The organism is Pseudohongiella sp. (genome assembly GCF_011050365.1).
Taxonomy (GTDB): domain Bacteria; phylum Pseudomonadota; class Gammaproteobacteria; order Pseudomonadales; family Pseudohongiellaceae; genus Pseudohongiella.
In genome coordinates, this window is sequence record NZ_DRFV01000003.1 from 92,148 (window position 1) to 109,391 (window position 17,244).

Genomic DNA, 17,244 nt, shown 5'->3' on the forward strand with positions numbered 1-17,244 from the left:
AAGTCTCTCAAGCAATGGGGCCTGCCGGGAACTACCCGGTGCGGCCGAAGGGTCAATGGTTATTACTGTAATATAAAGGCGAATCTGCCGCCTGTCAGGCGTCCTGCCGGGTTTCCAGCACACGCTGATTTCGGTAAAACGTTTCTGTAAAGGCGGTAAATCTACCCTGTTCCAGGGCCTGACGCAAACCTTGCATCAGGTCCTGATAGTAGTGCAGGTTATGAATTGTGTTCAATTGCGCGCCCAGCATCTCCTTGCACTTGTCCAGGTGATGCAGATAGGCACGGCTGAAGTGCTGGCAGGTGTAACAGCTACATGCCGGGTCCAGAGGCCGGGTATCGTCCCGGAAGCGGGCATTGCGCAGCTTGAGCAGGCCCTGACTGGTAAACAGGTAGGCGTTGCGGGCATTGCGGGTGGGCATGACACAATCAAACATGTCGATGCCGCGGCTCACGGCATCGACGATATCCGTGGGCGTACCCACGCCCATCAGATAGCGGGGCTTGTGCGCGGGCATACGGTGACCGACATAATCAAGCACGCTGATCATCTCTTCCTTGGTTTCACCAACGGACAGACCGCCAATGGCGTAGCCGGGAAAATCCAGCGCCACCAGGCCATCCAGCGACTCCTGTCGCAATTGGTTGTACATACCGCCCTGGATAATACCGAACAGGGCTGCGCGATGGTCGCCATGGGCCTCTTTGCAACGCACGGCCCAGCGCAGGGATAGCTGCATTGAGTCACGGGCCTCGGTTTCAGTGGCAGGGTATGGCGTGCATTCGTCAAAGATCATGATGATGTCGGCGCCCAGGTCCTGCTGCACTTTGATTGCGGACTCGGGACCGAGAAACACTTTGGCGCCATCAACAGGTGAGCGAAAATTGACGCCCTCTTCACTGATCTTGCGCATGTCACCAAGGCTGAATACCTGGAAACCGCCGGAGTCAGTCAAAATGGGTTTGTCCCAGCCCATGAAGTCGTGCAGGTCGCCGTGCTGTTTGATAATGTCGGTGCCAGGCCGGAGCATAAGGTGGAAGGTGTTGCCAAGAATAATCTCGGCGCCGGTGCCTTTGACCTGCTCGGGCGTCAGACCTTTTACGGTGCCGTAGGTGCCGACGGGCATGAATGCGGGGGTCTGCACTTCGCCGCGCGGAAACGTCAGCGTGCCACGCCGCGCGGCGCCATCAGTTGTCTTCAGTTCAAATTTCATGTGTTCTCTGCTTGGTTATGACAATCAAATTTGGATCAGCGATCTGTTGTCGAGCCACGGGGTGTGGGAGGCGCTTTTCGGAGACGCCCGTGAACCCATCCCTGGGGGGCTCGGATGCGACCGTCCGAGGGTCGCATACGCTCCGAAATTCGCCTCCCACACCCCGCGTCTCTTGCTGCAAACTCAACCTGACAGATTGCACGTAAGGTAGAGACGCGGGATGCTGATTGTCTGCTTGAGGAGCGTCGACGACCCTTGGACGGTCGTCGCCGAGCCCCCCAGGGATGGGTTCACGGGCGTCTCCTCTAGCAGACAATCAGTAGCCCGCGGCTCGGAACGAAATGGCAATTCTCAATCAATCGGACTTCCTGTGTTCTCGGGTCGCGCGGAAGCGGACATCGGGCCAGCGCTCTTCCATCAGGGCAAGGTTCACACGCGTCGGTGGCAGATAGGTCAGGTGATCACCCCCATCAACAGCCAGGTTCTCATAGGCCTTCTTCTTGAACTCCTCAAACTTCTTCGCATCATCACACTCAACCCACCGCGCACTGTAGATGTTCACCGGCTCATAAATGCAATCCACCTTGTACTCATCCTTAAGACGGTAGGCCACCACCTCAAACTGCAGCACACCCACCGCGCCGACAATCAGGTCATTGTTGCGCTGCGGCATGAACACCTGCACCGAGCCCTCTTCCGACAATTGCTTCAGACCTTTTTGCAACTGTTTGGTCTTTAATGGATCCTTCAGCCGGATGCGGCGGAACAGTTCCGGCGCAAAGTGCGGGATACCCGTGAACTGCAGGTCCTCACCTTCGGTAAAGGTGTCGCCGATCTGAATGGTGCCGTGATTGTGGAAACCGATGATATCGCCGGACACTGCGTTTTCTGCCTGCTCCCGCTCGCCCGCCATAAACGTCACCGCATCACTGATGCGAATCTCCTTGCCCAGGCGGCAATGATGCAGTTTCATGCCCTTGCTGTAAGCGCCTGAACAGATGCGCAGAAAGGCAATACGGTCGCGATGGTTTGGGTCCATATTGGCCTGGATTTTAAATACAAAAGCCGAAAATGGTGTTTCTTTCGGCGTCACCGAACGGGTTTCGGTAGCGCGCGCCCGCGGTTGCGGTGCCCATTTGACGAAGTCGTTGAGCATCTCGCGCACACCAAAATTACCCAGCGCGGTGCCAAAAAACACCGGCGTCATACGACCTGCCAGATATTCGCGGAGATCAAACTCATTGCTGGCGCCGCGGACCAGTTCAATTTCATCGGCAAAGTCATCCGCATAGGCACCCAGCAGCGCTTTTGCCTCGGCGCTGCGCAGCCCTTTGATCTGCACATCATCCGGAATACGGGTACCCTGGCCATGGTGATAGACATGGATGGTATCGGTGTACAGATTGTAAACACCCTTGAAACCCTTGCCATTACCCAGCGGCCAGTTGATCGGCGCACAACGGATGTTCAGTACCGTTTCAATTTCATCCAGCACTTCGATCGGCTCGCGGGTATCACGGTCCAGTTTGTTGACGAAGGTGAAGATCGGTGTGTCACGCAAGCGACAGACTTCCATCAGCTTGATGGTACGATCCTCGACACCCTTGGCGCCATCGACCACCATCAGAGCGGAATCTACCGCGGTCAATACCCGATAGGTATCTTCCGAGAAGTCTTCGTGGCCGGGCGTATCCAGCAGGTTGACGACGGCGTCATTGTAAGGAAACTGCATCACCGACGAGGTCACCGAGATACCCCGTTGCTGCTCCATTGCCATCCAGTCCGAGGTGGCGTGCTTTTCGTTACGCTTGCCCTTGACCGAGCCTGCCGACTGGATCAGCTTGCCGAACAGCAGCAGCTTTTCCGTGATCGTGGTTTTACCGGCGTCCGGGTGCGAAATAATGGCAAAGGTACGACGCGTCGCAACTTCCTGCGCTAGTAGATTGGTAGACATTGAATACGGGTCTTGTGGTTGCAGCAGCACACGGCTGCCAGGGACTTAAAAACGCTATTTTCGCCGATGTCTCGCAGACAAACAATCATAAAGCGGCAAATAGCGGCAAGATCAGAGCTGTGATACCCTTGCGCGCCTCAAAAGACGCATAGCTGGCAAATCCATTATTTCGCCCGTCACTGCTTTCACACTCATTTACAAGGATCCTGTCCATGGGCCTGCTCGTTATTGTCACCGTGCTGTGGGCGTTCTCATTCAGCCTGATTGGCGAATTCCTCTCCGGCAACGTCGACAGTGACTTTGCCGTATTGACCCGGGTAACACTGGCGGCCCTGATGTTTTTGCCCTTTACTGTCTGGCGCGGTATCCCGCGCCCGCTGGTGACCGGCATCATGTTGTGCGGTGCATTGCAGTTCGGTATCACCTACGCGTTGATGTACCGGTCTTTCAGTATGCTGACCGTGCCTGAAGTGTTGTTGTTTACCATTTTCACCCCCTTGTATGTCACCTTGATCGACGATGCCCTCAATCGTCGATTCTCTCCCCTGGCATTGCTGGCCGCGGCCATAGCCACGCTGGGCGCTGCAGTGATTCGTTTCGACGGTCTGAGCCAGGATTATCTGACCGGTTTTGTCCTCCTGCAGATCGCCAACATTACCTTCGCAGCGGGTCAGGTAGGTTACAAACACCTGATGCTGCGCTGGCCCGTAGCAATCGCGCCATGGCGGACATTTGGCCACTTCTTTATAGGTGCCCTGATCATTGCACTGCCGTCATTCCTGATTTTTGGCAACAAGCAGATGTTGCCTGACAATGCCTTGCACTGGGGCATCCTGGCGTGGCTGGGTATTGTTGCGTCCGGTGTCGGCCTGTACCTGTGGAATCGCGGCGGTTGCGAAGTGGATGCCGGCACCCTGGCAGTGATGAACAATGCTCTGGTGCCAGCCGGCCTGGTCGTCAACCTGGCGATCTGGGGTCATGATGAGCCGTTGCTGCCGCTGATCATCGGCGGCGGCATTATCGCGCTGTCATTGTGGCTCAACTCGCGATTCCGCCGACCGGTCAGCCGACCTCAGGTCCAGTGACCGCGACCGGCCGGCCGGGATTGGTAATCCATTCACTCCAGGAACCGGCATACAGGCGAGGCATCGGCAGCCCGGCAATAACCGCAGCCAGAATATTGTGGCAGGCGGTAACGCCGGATCCGCAGTAGCACACCAGGTTCTGTCCCGCGTCGACATCCGGGAAGCGTGCCTTCAGATGCGGGGCCGACAAAAACAGTCCCTCGGCATCCAGGTTGCCAGTGCAAGGCAGACACATGGCACCCGGAATATGGCCGGCAACCGGATCAATCGGCTCGACTTCACCACGAAAGCGCTCCGGCGCCCTGGCATCCAGCAAAACCAGGTTTGCCTGATCGGGCGCTTCACCAACCTGTGCAAGGACGCCATCGGCGGCTACCAACAACGCGTTATCCGGCTGCGCGGTAAAATCGCCCGGCCAGGGCCGCACCGTTCTCTCGGCAGTCATCGGCATGCCCGCCTGGCGCCAGGCACTGAGACCACCATCGAGCACACGGACCCGGGTATGACCCAGCCAGGTCAGCAACCACCAGAGTCTGGCCGCATAAAAACCCGGACCATCATCGTAGACAATGACCTGGTCCGACTTGCGCAAACCGATCTCACGCATGCGCGCCTCGAACACATTCGCATCCGGCAATGGATGCCGTCCGGTGACACCCGGCACGATGGGCGATGACAGGTCCTTATCCAGATCCAGATAGACGGCGCCGGGCACATGTGATTCGGCGTAGGCTTGCGAACCATAGGCCGGATCATCCAGCTTGAAGCGAACGTCAAACACAAGCACATCGTCATCCGCCAGTCGTTGAGCAGCTTGAGACACAGAAATCAGAGGGGATAGCGTCATGAGGTTGGTCTACCTGAATAGTTGCTGACAATATTACTGCCCTGAACATTAGCAGCTGGCCAATGGCAGACGCAACTCAGGCTCAGCTCCAGGCCGGTCAACAACGGGCATATGTTTGCACCGGGCGCCACCAATGCGCCGTCACACAACTGTCATATCAAGGACGCACGGCTGTCACAAAGCACTGCCACACTGGCGCCAATTCAGATATCGGAGACCCCGGTCATGATGGAGCGAAGCATAGTCGCATTGCAATGGTTAGCCGCCCTGGATGCCCGACTGTTTCTTGGTCTCAACCGTCTTCACCAACGCATGCAACTGGAAACACTGATACGTTTTATATCCTTCACCGGAGATGGTTACCTCTATCTGCTGATGGGTCTGTCTCTGCCGATGCTGTTCCCTGACCAGGGCACAACATTCCTGTTGGCCGGTTTGTTGGCCTTTGTGATCGAACTGCCCATTTACTGGGTGCTCAAAAGAAGCTTCAAACGCCGACGCCCGTTCCACGTTGTACAAGCAATGACACCGGTATTGAAACCCTCTGACGAATTCAGCTTTCCATCCGGCCACACCACCGCGGCCTTCATGATTGCCGGCATCACCAGCATCTGCTTTCCCGGCGTCAGCCTGCTGGCCTACACATGGGCGGCCCTGATCGGTCTGTCACGCGTCATGCTCAAGGTGCATTTCATTTCCGATGTGCTGGCCGGCATGTTGCTGGGATCACTGATTGCCTATTTGAGCCTGAGCATAATCACAGTCTATTAACACAACAGGTTCTGGGGTAATCTTCAGGGTTACAGCCAACCATGATCGGAGTCCAAAATAATGAAAACCCTGGTAAAAACCTCTCTCTTGACCTTGATGCTGGGTGCCTTGAGCATCAGCAGCGTGAACGCTCAGGGCAACGGTCCGCTGCGTGCCGCCATTGATGGCGAGCATCGCTCTGATCTTGATCGGACACGCGATGTCTACCGCAACCCTTACGAAACGCTGACCTTCTTTGGCGTAGAACAGGATGACACGGTCATCGAAGCCTGGCCCGGCGGCGGCTGGTATACCCAAATCCTGGCCCCTTACCTGCAGGATCATGGCACCCTGATCGGCGCCACCTATGATCGCAGCCCGGAACCGCTGGCTGGCTGGATGAGCGGCAGCAATGCCACGTTCCAGCGCCTGCTCGACAGCAACCCGGATGTATACGACGACGTTGTCATTGCCGAGCAGCTGACCCAGGCCCAGTCGCGTATCGCTGCGCCGGGCAGCGTCGATGTCATTCTCGATTTTCGCAATGCACACAACTGGATTGGCATGGGGGCAGAGAGCGTCATCATGGCGTGGCACGAAGCGCTGAAGCCCGGTGGCACCGTGGGCATAGTGGATCACCGCTGGGATGCCGATGAAGCCGCGATTCCTGGCAACGGTTACATCCACGAACAACAGCTGATCGACCTGATGACTGAGCACGGCTTCACGTTCGCCGGCAGCTCGGAGATTAATGCCAACCCGAACGACCCCAAGAACCATCCCGATGGCGTCTGGATGTTGCCTCCCAACCTGCGCGGTTTGTCTGCCGAACAGCGGCCGGCGTTCCTGGCCATTGGTGAAAGTGACCGCATGACCATGAAGTTCATCAAGAACTGATCTTAAAAAGCACGTACGACACAAAGCTCGTGCAGCAGGTGGAGCGGGGTGTCCGTCGAGGAACAATCAGGCGCCGAAGGCGTCGTTCCGAGACCGACCCCCGGTCTGCCCGCTGCATGATCGTCATTCCAGGAAATTCAGTATCTGAACACTCAACGACTGCCAGGCATCACCGCCCAGTGAGTGCGGCCCAATGATCAGATGATTCAGCACATCAGCAGCATCCCCGCTTTTCTCTATTTCAATAAACTGCCACTGGCTGAGCTGGTGTTCAGCAATAAAACCACGCACGCCGTCGGCTGATACCAGCTCATCACGCGGCTGCATGAATACCCGCGTCGGTATATTCAGCGCCAGTCTGCCATCCGGCTGCCCGGCCAACTCATTGAACCGGTTCACGCCCTGGTAAAGTGCCAGATAGGCCGACACCGGGGCGTAATCATTGGCGCGGTATATGCGAGGCGCAACACTGGGCAAATACATGTCAGGAAAAACCTGCAGCGGATACAGCAGATACGAAGACCACTTCAGGCTAATGGCCGGCGCCAGCAACACCATGCGATCAATATCACCGACACCCGGGTCAGAGCCATGCCCCGGGTTTTGCACCAGGTAATCAGCACTCAACAAACCACCCAGAGAAAATCCGACCAGATACAAAGGCCGATCCAGCACTGCCGCCCTGCGGGCTGCCGACTGCACCGCCCGTCCGATGTCATGCTGCCAATCGGCGAACGTTGCTTCGTTAAACTGCAGCAACCGGGCCTCGTCATCCAGCGCATTGCCATGGCCGGCCAGCGACAGACTCAGCACATCCATGTCGGCATCAAACAGCAGCTGCTGTACGTCCAGCATGGCGGAGGGATCAAGGTTGAGGCCGTGCACGAGTACCACAACCGCAGCCGGGTCTTCGTGTTGGCGCCAGCTCAGGCCCAGCGTTTGGTTATCCAGCGCCAATTGCTGCTGCGCCGACAGCGTCTCGCGAGTGATGTCCCCGGGGTAAGAGGCACAGGCTGTTGCGACAAACGCGAGGAGCAGCGCAGCCAGAGACCGCATCACACTTCCCGGGCGTGGCGGTAATCCATCCATAACAGGAACTGCAAACCAAATATCAGCGACGCACTGAGCAGGTGGGTCGGTTGCACCAATGCCGGCATGCCCAGATGCCCCAGCGTTGCTCCGGACACAACTGCCAGCACAATGACCGCCAACATGCCCATGGCCAGTCGGGTCAGACTGTGATGCAGCCCCAGAGACCGATACAGCAACCAGACCAGCCAGACATTGGCAAACAGCACCACGGCAGAGAATGTACGATGGACATAGAAAAACCAGGGCAGCGCCGACACCCAGGCCGAACGTTCCTCCCCCTGGGTATGGTTCAGGAAGTCCACCATCTCGCGTACCTGGGTACCCATGGCCACCTGCAGCACCGTCAGCGCCAGCACCACATAAAGCCAACGCTGGAACCGGGGACCAACCGCCGCTACGCTTTGCGCCGCCAGCACACCCCGGCGCGCACGCGCCAGTGCAAACAGCAAGGTGCCGACAATGGCCAATGCCATCAGCATATGCAGAGTGATCATTCCCGGCTGCAGGTTCGAGGCCACGACTCGCGAGCCCAGCCAGCCCTGATAGATGACCATCAGCAACGCCGCCACAGAGGCAATCGTGATCCACCGGTCATACTGACGCAGCGGCAGCGATTTAAATGCTGTTATCAGAATCAGCAGGCCAATGCTGACGCCCGCCAGACGATTCAGATACTCGGTCCAGGTTTTCACCGGATTAAATCGGGTTTCTGCGTAGCCCCGATCGGCGTATATTTCCTGATAATTGTCAGGCAATTGCGCCTCACTGATCGGGGGAATCCAACTGCCAAAACAGGTAGGCCAGTCCGGGCACCCCATGCCGGCGCCGGAGGCACGCACGCTCGCCCCCACCAGGATCAGAAAATACACTGCGCAGATGGTGATCAGCGCAATGCGGCGAAACGATTTTAGTTTAGCGGTATCTTCAGTCATGTGTTCAGTGTCAGTCATAGTCTACTTTCATCAGAATGTGGAAAAACAGAGGCCGTGGACTGGTCGCTACTGCGCCAGGTTGAAGGCGTCACGCCATGGGTGTCCTTGAATGCCTTATTGAAAGACGACAGCGAGGCATAACCCACATCCAGTGCGATACTTGAGATGGGGATATGTTCTTCCGCCGGATCCAGTAACCGCCGCGCCGCCTCCTCTATACGATAGTGATTAAGAAACTGATTAAAATTTCGGTAGTGCAATGACTGATTGATCAGCCGGCGCAGACGATACTCCTGCACCGAGACCTGGGCCGCAAGATCACCAATCGTCAAACCGGATTCTGCATATAGCCGATCTTCCTGCATCGCTTTCAGGATCCGGTCTATCAATACCTGGTCCTGGCGCGATACCACATCACCATTGTCTGGCACCGGGACCTTGGGCACCGGCGCATCAGCAGCCGTCTGAATCAGATGCGGTGCCTGATTCTGAAACCGGAACATGGCCAGATTGACCGACAGTATCAACACAAAAACGACCAGAAAGTACAAACTGTCCAGCTGCGGACTGCCAATCCAGAAAAACCCGGTGCCTATGATCAGTCCGACAATACTGCCCATGCCGATCGCAAACGGCACCCTGACCTGGCGCCGGGATTCAATAAGGTCACCATCGCGCCCCCGGCAAGCCATATAAACCACATGACACGCCAGGAACAGCATGACCAGCTGCGGGATGTAGAAATAAAACAGGAAAAAACCACTGGTACGCGGCACCGATCCATCATAAATGAACAGACCAATCACACGAATCGCTATATAGGCACCGATCAGTGCCCACATGGCGGGTTGAATACGCCGGTGATCTTCAAACAGATACCTGGCAATAATCCACAATACCGCCGGCGCCAGCGTTGCCATCATGGAGAACAGCATTCTCAGTTCTGCCGGCATGGGCGCCATTGAGCGCGAAAGAATGTAGGCAGCAATACAGGCGCTGAATAAAACAATCAGGCGCGACAACAACTTACCGGGAAAGTACACCAGATAAAGGCTGGCCAGAAACATCAGCTGGGAAATTGCCAGATAACTGCTCGCGGAATGAATCCATTGCATAGTAGGTGCGTGCTCGTTTAGCCATGGACACGTCAGTTGTGCCGAAAGATGGCGCTGCCATAATGCCGGCAGATCGATCATCGACGACAAGTATAACAGGCATAAAAAAACCCCGGACAACTTTCCTTTGGAAAAGCTGATCGGGGTTTTTTATCACAGCTGACAGGCACCGGGCACGGCCCCTGTCAGCCAGCCGCATTGTATGCCCTGAATCGGCATACAATGCTCAGGGATTAACGTTTACCGTGACATACTGGTCATGATACAGACCACCGTCATCAGCGCGTCCCCACAGGATATACTGACCTGGCTCATCAAAGGTCACCGACACTTCATACACACCATCCTCAGGGATGGGTGGTGGCGTCCAGTAAGCACCCCACGGTGAGTTGGCGCTGGCGCGGGTGTCTTCCCAGGGCTTGACCTGCTGGGGAGAGAATGTTGCCTTGCCTTCACCACGATACACGTTCCACGACAGGAACAGACCATTGGTCTTGCCTACCGTGATACGCGAGGGTGCGTCCTTGAAGCGACGCATTTCCGAGCTTGCCGTGCGACTTGCCAGCGGGTAACGGAAGTTGCCAACGTTGCCCGGCGTGGGCAGTCCGTCATCATCAACGCGTGCCTGCAGCGTCAAAGGTTCACCGACACGGACATTGCGGATGGTATCACCCAGCACTGTCACCTGTGGTGCCGTGTTGGCACGCGACTCAGGCGTACTGGTGCCCGCACCCAGAGAACCGGTTTCCGAGGCAATAACAACGCTGTCTACCACATAGTCTTTAGCCAGCGTGGCATAGGCAGTGCGGGTCTCGCCGTTGGAAGTCACGGTCCAGGCCAGCTCCTTGTCACCCCAGTCAGCCGGCACCTGCACCTTGAAGGTGAAGCGATTGCGGCGTGGCAAAAAGTGAGTCGGCTGACCGCGGTCGGCATCTCCCGGTGAGAAGAAATTGTTCTCACCCACCGGTATATCCAGCTCTTCTTCCCAGTTTTCGTTGTGATAACCAAACAGGAAGCTGTAGCTGCCGTCGTCGTTCTGTTCCCAGCCTTCATAGGCCACTTCGATGTGCTGCCCTTTGCGATAGGTCTGTGCTGACGCAGCAACAGACCACAACATCGCCACACTCAATACCGTTGCCAGGGCAACAGAGCAGGTTTTTCCAAAACGTACCAGCATTACTCTACCTCCGCCCGGCTGATCATTGCTTCCGGCATTTTTTCTTTTTCGTCGTCTGTCACTGTGAGGTAATTGATCATGGCCTCTGACATTTCTTCTTTGTCTTCATCGGTCAGCTCTATGGGTGCCACCAGCGGCGCCAGGCAAAGCGGACAACCAATCACGTGGTCATTGGGACCCAGATCAAGGTTCTTGCGACGATTGGTCATTTCCTCGAGGAACTGGTCTTCCGTCATACCCACACGCATACCCAGATCGATAAACATGTTGGTTACAGAGCGGTTACCGGAACCCTGCCAGTTGCGCGAATCCGGTACATTCGAGTTGGTGCTGGTATTGTTCATGTAGCCGGTGATGTGCAACACAGTGCCTTCGGGCAGCAATGGCGCTGCATCCTCGCCAAAGGTGTATCCACGGACCCAGTTGTGGTCGTAACCCACACAGGACAACGTCTCAACTGTGTATCCCCAGATCGCTTCCAGGCACATACGCTCGCCGGGCGCGTGCAAATGCGGCTCGAAGGTGACGATTTTGGTCGGCTGCTCCAGCACGGCATAGGCGTGCAACTGCTGATTGTCCTGATTGCCGGTGATGCTGATATCCACACCATTGCCCAGGCCGATGCTGACCGGACGATACTTGGGTTCATAGCCTACCGGATGGAAACGGAAACCGATTTCCAGATGACCGGTAGTATCAACACCGGTAGCGTGCAGGTGCACAGAGTTCGATACCACGTGCGAATTGGCACGCAACAGGCGACCGCCGTCCTGGTCAAAAATGTCCGGGTTACGGGCAATTTCATGCACCGGCCAGGGCACCTGGATGCCTTCAGCGGTACCATCGTCGTTAAACACCTGAGTGCTCCAGATCATGTGGTGAACGATGTTACGGCCACCGACGGTGCCGCCAGCGGCAACCATGTCCAGATCATTCACTTCTCGGATTTCCACCGATTTGACATAACGGTCTTCATTCAGACCAGTCGGGATGCTGGGGATATCACCCCACCAGTCCGGGGCGGTACCTTCCACAGTGATGTCTTCTGTGCGAACTATCAGGTCGGGGGTACCGGCCGTCCAGCGCATGCTGTCATCAAAGTCCAGTGGCTCCGGCGCATTGGCAATGCTGCCTTCCGGCACGCCATTACGCGCCCAGGTAGAGATCTTTGCCAGTTCTTCGTCAGTCAGTGACGGATCCTGCTTGTATTCCTGGATGCCGACATCTTTCTCGGCATACCATGGCGGCATGGCGCCGGCGCGGTCCCGCAGATGCGTGCGATATTCGATCAGGCCTGCATACGGCACAACCTCATCGTAGGACACCAGCGACATCGGTGCCACGCCTTCGGGGCGGTGGCAGCTCTGGCAGCTGCGCTGCAGAATCGGCGTAATATCTTTGTGGAAAGTCACTTCGTCAGTCGCGGATTGCGCTGATACGCTTAATGGCAGCGCGAAGCCGGCGGCGGCCACGAGCTTGATGGCCCAGCCCATGACGGGCGCACTTCGATGGGGGAGTTGCAGTATCCGCACAGGACACCTCCTTTGTTGTTGTTACTATTGACAGGATGATTGGAGCATGAAAATACGGTCGTCGTCTTGCTGATTAGTGACAATCTCTGACGGATTTCTGAAATCACATGTATTTCGTCCGGATTTCATCAGGTGCACGCTACGCTGGCTGCGGCGGGCATGTTATAAAGTCGCTATCTCACAGCCATGCCCGTACCCATGCAGCTTACCCCTCATGGCCGCTTTTCAGGACAACCGCATTAATGAAAACTGCAGTTAGCACAAGAACCCGACAGCCACACCTGACAGCCCTGGTGCTGGGCACTTTGATGCTGCTTTTCGGCAGCAATGCCTTTGCTCAGCACTTCTCACATACGTATCGTTATACCGGAGATGTGGAGATCGATCACATCCCGGATCATGATGAAATACTGCCACAGGCACCTGACAATCTGATTTTACGCTTCAGTGCCGGTGTCAGTCTCGTCAAACTGGTCATGAAGAATGCCGAAGGCAAAGTAATCAACATCAATTTCAGGTACAACCCGGTTGCCAACCGGGTTTTCATCTGGCCCCTGCCTGAACTGCCAAAGTCCGATTACTATGTTGTCGACTGGGGCGTCATCGATCCGGAGCAAAAACTGATGTCAGGCCAGTTCCTGTTCTCCGCCGGCCCTGACGCCGTGCTGCCCAGCAGCCTGGTGACCGAGGAGGACGAGGAACACATCATGGTGCCTGATTATCGCCTGATTGAGCCTGGCAGCTTTCTGGGTCCGGGGCAATAACGCAAGCCCCTGTTACAACAGAGGCCTGTTACAGCAGAGGGAAGTGGCAGGCGACAAAATGATCGTCGCCTGCCGCCTGCATAAATGGCTCTTCCCGGGCACAACGCTCCTGTGCATATGGACAGCGTGTCCTGAACCGGCAACCCGACGGCGGATCGGCAGGTGACGGCAATTCACCCTGCAATAATGGCTCTTCATCCAATAAAGCCTGTTCACGCGCCAGCGGATCCGCATCCGGAATGGAGGCAAGCAGAGCACGGGTATAGGGGTGTACTGGTTTACTGTAGATCGCTTCCGTATTGCCGATTTCACAGAGCTTGCCCAGATACATCACTGCAACCCGGTCACTGATATTTTTGACCACCGCCAGATTATGGGCAATAAACACCATGGTCAGGTGATAACGCGCCTTCATGTCCTCCAGCAGATTGAGAATCTGTGCCTGTACCGACACATCGAGCGCAGAAACCGGCTCATCACAGATCAGTACATCCGGGTCCAGTGCCAGTGAGCGCGCGATACAGATCCGCTGGCATTGGCCACCGGAGAACTGATGCGGGCGCCGGTCCCCGGCACTGGCGGCGTCCAGGCCGACTGCAGACATGACTTCCTCAACCCGGGCCGCGCTATTGTCCCGACCCCAGATGGTCAGCCCTTCGGCGATAATATCGCGCACCCGGCGCCGCGGATTCAGCGATGAGACCGGATCCTGAAATATCATTTGCAGCCCGGTCCGTGTCTGGCGCAGCGCTTCGCCACTGAGCACCGTCATGTCCTGGTCCCGGAAAATCACAGCGCCCGCGCTCGGCGGCGGCAATTGCATGATCGCCCGGCCAATCGTGGATTTGCCGCAACCCGACTCACCCACCAGCCCCAGCGTCTCGCCGCGGGCGACGTCAAAACTGACATCTGTCACCGCCTGCACGGTTTGCTTGCCGACCGCAAAATTGACGCTCAGATGAGCGACACGCAACACGATGTCATCGCGCTCGCGCAATTGGCAGGGTGTCTTGTCAGTCATCCCCCTCCTCCCTGTTGAGCCCTGGTGATATCGGGTAAAAACAGGCGTGCCGGTGCTCCCGGGCGTCCGGCACCTCTACCACAGGCGGTGTCTGCTGTCGGCACCGGGGCTGCACATACTGACAGCGCGGCGCAAACGCACAACCGACCGCCGCATTAATCAACTGCGGGGGACGCCCCGGGATAGCCTGCAAGCGTGTATGGCTGGGATCGTTGATGCGGGGAATGGATTTGAACAAAGCCTCTGTGTAGGGATGTTGCATCGATGTAAACAAAGTGCGAGCCGGTGCATATTCCACGATTCTGCCTGCGTACATTACCGCAATATAATCTGCGCGACTGGCCACAACGCCCAGATCATGGGTGATCAGAATCATCGCCATGTTATGTTCGCGCTGCAATCTGGCCAGCAGATCAAGGATCTGTTTCTGCACCGTGACATCCAGTGCCGTTGTCGGTTCGTCGGCAATCAATAACGCCGGGTTGCAGGCCAGCGCGATAGCAATGACAACCCGTTGCCGCATGCCGCCGGATAACTGATGGGGATACTGGTCAATGCGCCCGGCCGCGTCAGGAATACCGACAGCAGCCAGTAATTCGATGGCACGACTGCGTGCCTGCTGTCGATCCAGCCCCAGATGCTGTCGCAGCGGCTCGGTCAGTTGCACACTTAGCCGCAGAACCGGATTCAATGCCGTCATTGGATCCTGGAAAACCATTGCCATGGCCGGACCGCGCAAATGCCGCATCAACTTGTCCGGCATCTGTGCCAGGTCCTGCTCCTGCGCATTATCCGTGTGGAACAAAATACTGCCACTGCCGAAGGCAATGGACCGCCGGGGCAAAAGCCCCATCAATGAGCGCGCCATCACGCTCTTGCCCGAGCCAGATTCGCCCACAATCCCCAGCGTTTGGCCACGCGCCAGCGAAAAACTGACGTCCTCCACCGCGTGCACCAGGCCGTGGCTGCTGTTCAGACGCACGGTCAGGCCTGTTACCCGGAGCAACAACGGCTCGTGTTGGTTGGCGTCGGTCACAGGTTGGACTCCCGAACATCAAATCGACTGCGCAACCGATCACCCACGTAATTAAGTGAAAGTACGGTTAAAAACATGGTAATGGAGGGCACCAGCGCAACATGAACAGCCGTGGCCAGGTGACGCTTGCCTTCCGAGATCATGCCACCCCAGGTCGGTTGCGGTGCTTCAACACTCAATCCCAGAAATGCCAGAGCGCTTTCGACAATAATGACCAGCCCCATGGCCACCAGGCCATATGCCAGTACCGGCAAAATGACATTGGGCAGAACTTCACGTAACAATATCCGCAAGGTGCCGGCTCCCATGGCGCGAGCGGCCAACACATATTCACGCTGCACCACTGACAGGGTATTGGCCCTGGCTACCCGGGCATACGCGGGGATCCACAAAAAACCGATGGCGACCGAAATAGCCATCAGACTCTGACCAATAAACGCGACCAGTGCCAACAGCAATACCAACCAGGGAAAGGCCAGAATCACGTCCAGCACCGCCATCAGACCACGCTCAAAATGGCCCCGGAAATACCCGGCCAGAATACCCAGAGTGCCTCCAATCACCATACCGATAGTCACCGCCGTCAGAGCAATCACCACGGATACGCGGGCGCCATGAACCAGTCGCGACAGCATGTCGCGACCCAGACCATCAGCGCCGAGAATATTGGTCGTCAGCGGACCATTCAGGCGATTGCTGATAACCGGATCCAACGGATCCCGCACTGGCAGCACGTCGGCAAATATCGCGCTGAGTGCAACGACCAGCAACCAGCCTGCCGCAATCCAGAACCCGGGCCCGAAACCACGACCGAAGACTTGTCGGGCCGCCGCCGAGAAACCTTGCGCCCGACTTCGCACTACACTTTGATCACTGACCTTAGTCCGCATAACGCACCCTTGGGTCCAGCAGGGAATAACACAAATCCACCAGGAAATTGACCACGACATAGGCCGTGGCAATAAACAGCACAATGCCCTGCACCATCAACAGATCGCGCTGCAGAATCGACTGGTACAGAAGCCTGCCAACGCCGGGCAAGGCAAATATTTCTTCCACGATAATGGCACCGCTGATCACACCGCCCAGTTGCAAACCAACCACCGTCATCAGCGAAAACGACGAGGGCCGCAACGCATGTCGCGTCAGAATCAACCAGTTGGGCAAACCCTTGGCGCGCGCCAGGGTGATGTAGTCCTGTTGCAGGGTATCGATCAGGTCGGTGCGCAACAAACGCATATACAAAGCCAGTTCGATCATTGCCAGCGACAATGCCGGCAGGAGGGCGCTGCGCAGATTGGCGGCAGGTGAATCAGTCAATGACACCCAGCCAGTGGCTGGGAACCAGCCCAGGCCGACAGCAAAAATCAGGATCAGAAATATGGCCATCATGAAACCAGGCACTGACATCAACGCAAAACCGACACCACTGATGCTGCGATCGAGGCGACTGCCGGCAAAATAGGCAGACACCATTGCCAGCGGGATGGCCAGCGCCAGCGCAATGACTATTGCCATCACTCCGAGCTGGATGGTGACTGGCAAACGGCTCAGAATGGCATCGGTCACCGATTGCCCGGTCATCGGCGAGCGGCCCAGATCGCCGCTGAGCGCACTGCCCAGCCAATCGAAATATCGAATGACCAGGGGTCGGTCAAGCCCCAGTTCCAGCCGCAGCTGGGCAATCGCCTCCGGCGACACGCCGCCTGCCCCGAGGATCATGACTGCGGGATCACCGGGCAACAAGGACACTAGCATGAAAGTAAAAAAAGAGACCGCAAACAAGGTGCCCAGCAACCACGGTAGTTTTCTGGCCAGTAGTTTCACCG

The 17,244-nt window shown here is 56.8% G+C and carries 16 protein-coding genes; 4 read left to right on the forward strand and 12 right to left on the reverse strand.

Annotated features, from left to right (window positions below):
* Positions 1 to 94 precede the first annotated feature (94 nt).
* Positions 95 to 1,213 (reverse strand): tRNA guanosine(34) transglycosylase Tgt, encoded by a 1,119-nt coding sequence (gene tgt, locus ENH71_RS03495; protein ID WP_294133265.1) that lies wholly within the window; start codon positions 1,211 to 1,213, stop codon positions 95 to 97.
* Between the two features lie 355 nt (positions 1,214 to 1,568).
* Complete coding sequence (locus ENH71_RS03500) at positions 1,569 to 3,167, reverse strand: peptide chain release factor 3 (RefSeq protein ID WP_294133268.1); 1,599 nt, start codon at positions 3,165 to 3,167, stop codon at positions 1,569 to 1,571.
* A gap of 212 nt (positions 3,168 to 3,379) precedes the next feature.
* Between ENH71_RS03500 and ENH71_RS03505 the strand changes: the two genes are divergently transcribed.
* Positions 3,380 to 4,252 (forward strand): EamA family transporter, encoded by an 873-nt coding sequence (locus ENH71_RS03505; protein WP_294133270.1) that lies wholly within the window; start codon positions 3,380 to 3,382, stop codon positions 4,250 to 4,252.
* Here ENH71_RS03505 and ENH71_RS03510 read toward each other — a convergent pair.
* Complete coding sequence (locus ENH71_RS03510; RefSeq protein WP_294133272.1) at positions 4,230 to 5,099, reverse strand: sulfurtransferase; 870 nt, start codon at positions 5,097 to 5,099, stop codon at positions 4,230 to 4,232. The genes ENH71_RS03505 and ENH71_RS03510 overlap by 23 nt on opposite strands.
* A 111-nt stretch (positions 5,100 to 5,210) precedes the next feature.
* Between ENH71_RS03510 and ENH71_RS03515 the strand changes: the two genes are divergently transcribed.
* Together ENH71_RS03515 and ENH71_RS03520 are read left to right on the forward strand one after the other, a co-directional pair.
* Positions 5,211 to 5,870: a phosphatase PAP2 family protein gene (locus ENH71_RS03515; protein ID WP_294133274.1), complete on the forward strand. Its 660-nt coding sequence runs from the start codon at positions 5,211 to 5,213 to the stop codon at positions 5,868 to 5,870.
* 60 nt (positions 5,871 to 5,930) lie between these two features.
* The gene (locus ENH71_RS03520; protein WP_294133276.1) at positions 5,931 to 6,746 is read left to right on the forward strand and encodes a class I SAM-dependent methyltransferase; all 816 of its coding nucleotides are present in this window, start codon (positions 5,931 to 5,933) and stop codon (positions 6,744 to 6,746) included.
* Positions 6,747 to 6,869: 123 nt separating this feature from the next.
* Here ENH71_RS03520 and ENH71_RS03525 read toward each other — a convergent pair whose 3' ends face one another.
* The 5 genes from ENH71_RS03525 to ENH71_RS03545 form a co-directional block, all read right to left on the reverse strand.
* Positions 6,870 to 7,802 carry an alpha/beta hydrolase gene (locus tag ENH71_RS03525; RefSeq protein WP_294133278.1) on the reverse strand — a complete coding sequence of 311 codons (933 nt, stop codon included), beginning with the start codon at positions 7,800 to 7,802 and terminating at the stop codon, positions 6,870 to 6,872.
* On the reverse strand, positions 7,802 to 8,788 hold the full coding sequence (locus tag ENH71_RS03530; RefSeq protein ID WP_294133280.1) for a COX15/CtaA family protein: 987 nt from the start codon (positions 8,786 to 8,788) through the stop codon (positions 7,802 to 7,804). The genes ENH71_RS03525 and ENH71_RS03530 overlap by 1 nt, the downstream gene beginning before the upstream one ends.
* The gene (locus ENH71_RS03535) at positions 8,785 to 9,885 is read right to left on the reverse strand and encodes a helix-turn-helix domain-containing protein (RefSeq protein ID WP_294133283.1); all 1,101 of its coding nucleotides are present in this window, start codon (positions 9,883 to 9,885) and stop codon (positions 8,785 to 8,787) included. The genes ENH71_RS03530 and ENH71_RS03535 overlap by 4 nt, the downstream gene beginning before the upstream one ends.
* A gap of 226 nt (positions 9,886 to 10,111) precedes the next feature.
* Positions 10,112 to 11,062: a hypothetical protein gene (locus ENH71_RS03540; RefSeq protein ID WP_294133286.1), complete on the reverse strand. Its 951-nt coding sequence runs from the start codon at positions 11,060 to 11,062 to the stop codon at positions 10,112 to 10,114.
* Positions 11,062 to 12,594 (reverse strand): c-type cytochrome, encoded by a 1,533-nt coding sequence (locus tag ENH71_RS03545; RefSeq protein WP_294133290.1) that lies wholly within the window; start codon positions 12,592 to 12,594, stop codon positions 11,062 to 11,064. Before ENH71_RS03545 ends, ENH71_RS03540 begins: the two co-directional genes overlap by 1 nt.
* 242 nt (positions 12,595 to 12,836) lie before the next feature.
* Between ENH71_RS03545 and ENH71_RS03550 the strand changes: the two genes are divergently transcribed.
* Positions 12,837 to 13,358 (forward strand): copper resistance CopC family protein, encoded by a 522-nt coding sequence (locus ENH71_RS03550; RefSeq protein WP_294133293.1) that lies wholly within the window; start codon positions 12,837 to 12,839, stop codon positions 13,356 to 13,358.
* 28 nt (positions 13,359 to 13,386) lie between these two features.
* Here the strand turns inward: ENH71_RS03550 and ENH71_RS03555 are convergent, their stop codons facing one another.
* Genes ENH71_RS03555 through ENH71_RS03570 form a run of 4 tightly spaced genes read right to left on the reverse strand, consistent with a single transcriptional unit; the run spans position 13,387 to position 17,242 of the window.
* A complete protein-coding gene (locus ENH71_RS03555) occupies positions 13,387 to 14,379 on the reverse strand; it encodes an ABC transporter ATP-binding protein (RefSeq protein ID WP_294133295.1) in 993 nt (330 codons plus the stop codon).
* Positions 14,372 to 15,415 (reverse strand): ABC transporter ATP-binding protein, encoded by a 1,044-nt coding sequence (locus ENH71_RS03560; RefSeq protein WP_294133298.1) that lies wholly within the window; start codon positions 15,413 to 15,415, stop codon positions 14,372 to 14,374. The genes ENH71_RS03555 and ENH71_RS03560 overlap by 8 nt, the downstream gene beginning before the upstream one ends.
* A complete protein-coding gene (locus ENH71_RS03565; protein ID WP_294133300.1) occupies positions 15,412 to 16,305 on the reverse strand; it encodes an ABC transporter permease in 894 nt (297 codons plus the stop codon). The genes ENH71_RS03560 and ENH71_RS03565 overlap by 4 nt, the downstream gene beginning before the upstream one ends.
* Positions 16,295 to 17,242: an ABC transporter permease gene (locus ENH71_RS03570; protein ID WP_294133303.1), complete on the reverse strand. Its 948-nt coding sequence runs from the start codon at positions 17,240 to 17,242 to the stop codon at positions 16,295 to 16,297. The genes ENH71_RS03565 and ENH71_RS03570 overlap by 11 nt, the downstream gene beginning before the upstream one ends.
* Positions 17,243 to 17,244 lie beyond the last annotated feature (2 nt).

Bases quoted from the DNA above. Each gene is read 5' to 3' on its own strand.
- tgt (WP_294133265.1), bottom strand. From the start codon at position 1,213: ATGAAATTTGAACTGAAGACAACTGATGGCGCCGCGCGGCGTGGCACG.
- ENH71_RS03500 (WP_294133268.1), bottom strand. From the start codon at position 3,167: ATGTCTACCAATCTACTAGCGCAGGAAGTTGCGACGCGTCGTACCTTT.
- ENH71_RS03505 (WP_294133270.1), top strand. From the start codon at position 3,380: ATGGGCCTGCTCGTTATTGTCACCGTGCTGTGGGCGTTCTCATTCAGC.
- ENH71_RS03510 (WP_294133272.1), bottom strand. From the start codon at position 5,099: ATGACGCTATCCCCTCTGATTTCTGTGTCTCAAGCTGCTCAACGACTG.
- ENH71_RS03515 (WP_294133274.1), top strand. From the start codon at position 5,211: ATGTTTGCACCGGGCGCCACCAATGCGCCGTCACACAACTGTCATATC.
- ENH71_RS03520 (WP_294133276.1), top strand. From the start codon at position 5,931: ATGAAAACCCTGGTAAAAACCTCTCTCTTGACCTTGATGCTGGGTGCC.
- ENH71_RS03525 (WP_294133278.1), bottom strand. From the start codon at position 7,802: ATGCGGTCTCTGGCTGCGCTGCTCCTCGCGTTTGTCGCAACAGCCTGT.
- ENH71_RS03530 (WP_294133280.1), bottom strand. From the start codon at position 8,788: ATGACTGACACTGAACACATGACTGAAGATACCGCTAAACTAAAATCG.
- ENH71_RS03535 (WP_294133283.1), bottom strand. From the start codon at position 9,885: ATGCAATGGATTCATTCCGCGAGCAGTTATCTGGCAATTTCCCAGCTG.
- ENH71_RS03540 (WP_294133286.1), bottom strand. From the start codon at position 11,062: ATGCTGGTACGTTTTGGAAAAACCTGCTCTGTTGCCCTGGCAACGGTA.
- ENH71_RS03550 (WP_294133293.1), top strand. From the start codon at position 12,837: ATGAAAACTGCAGTTAGCACAAGAACCCGACAGCCACACCTGACAGCC.
- ENH71_RS03555 (WP_294133295.1), bottom strand. From the start codon at position 14,379: ATGACTGACAAGACACCCTGCCAATTGCGCGAGCGCGATGACATCGTG.
- ENH71_RS03565 (WP_294133300.1), bottom strand. From the start codon at position 16,305: ATGCGGACTAAGGTCAGTGATCAAAGTGTAGTGCGAAGTCGGGCGCAA.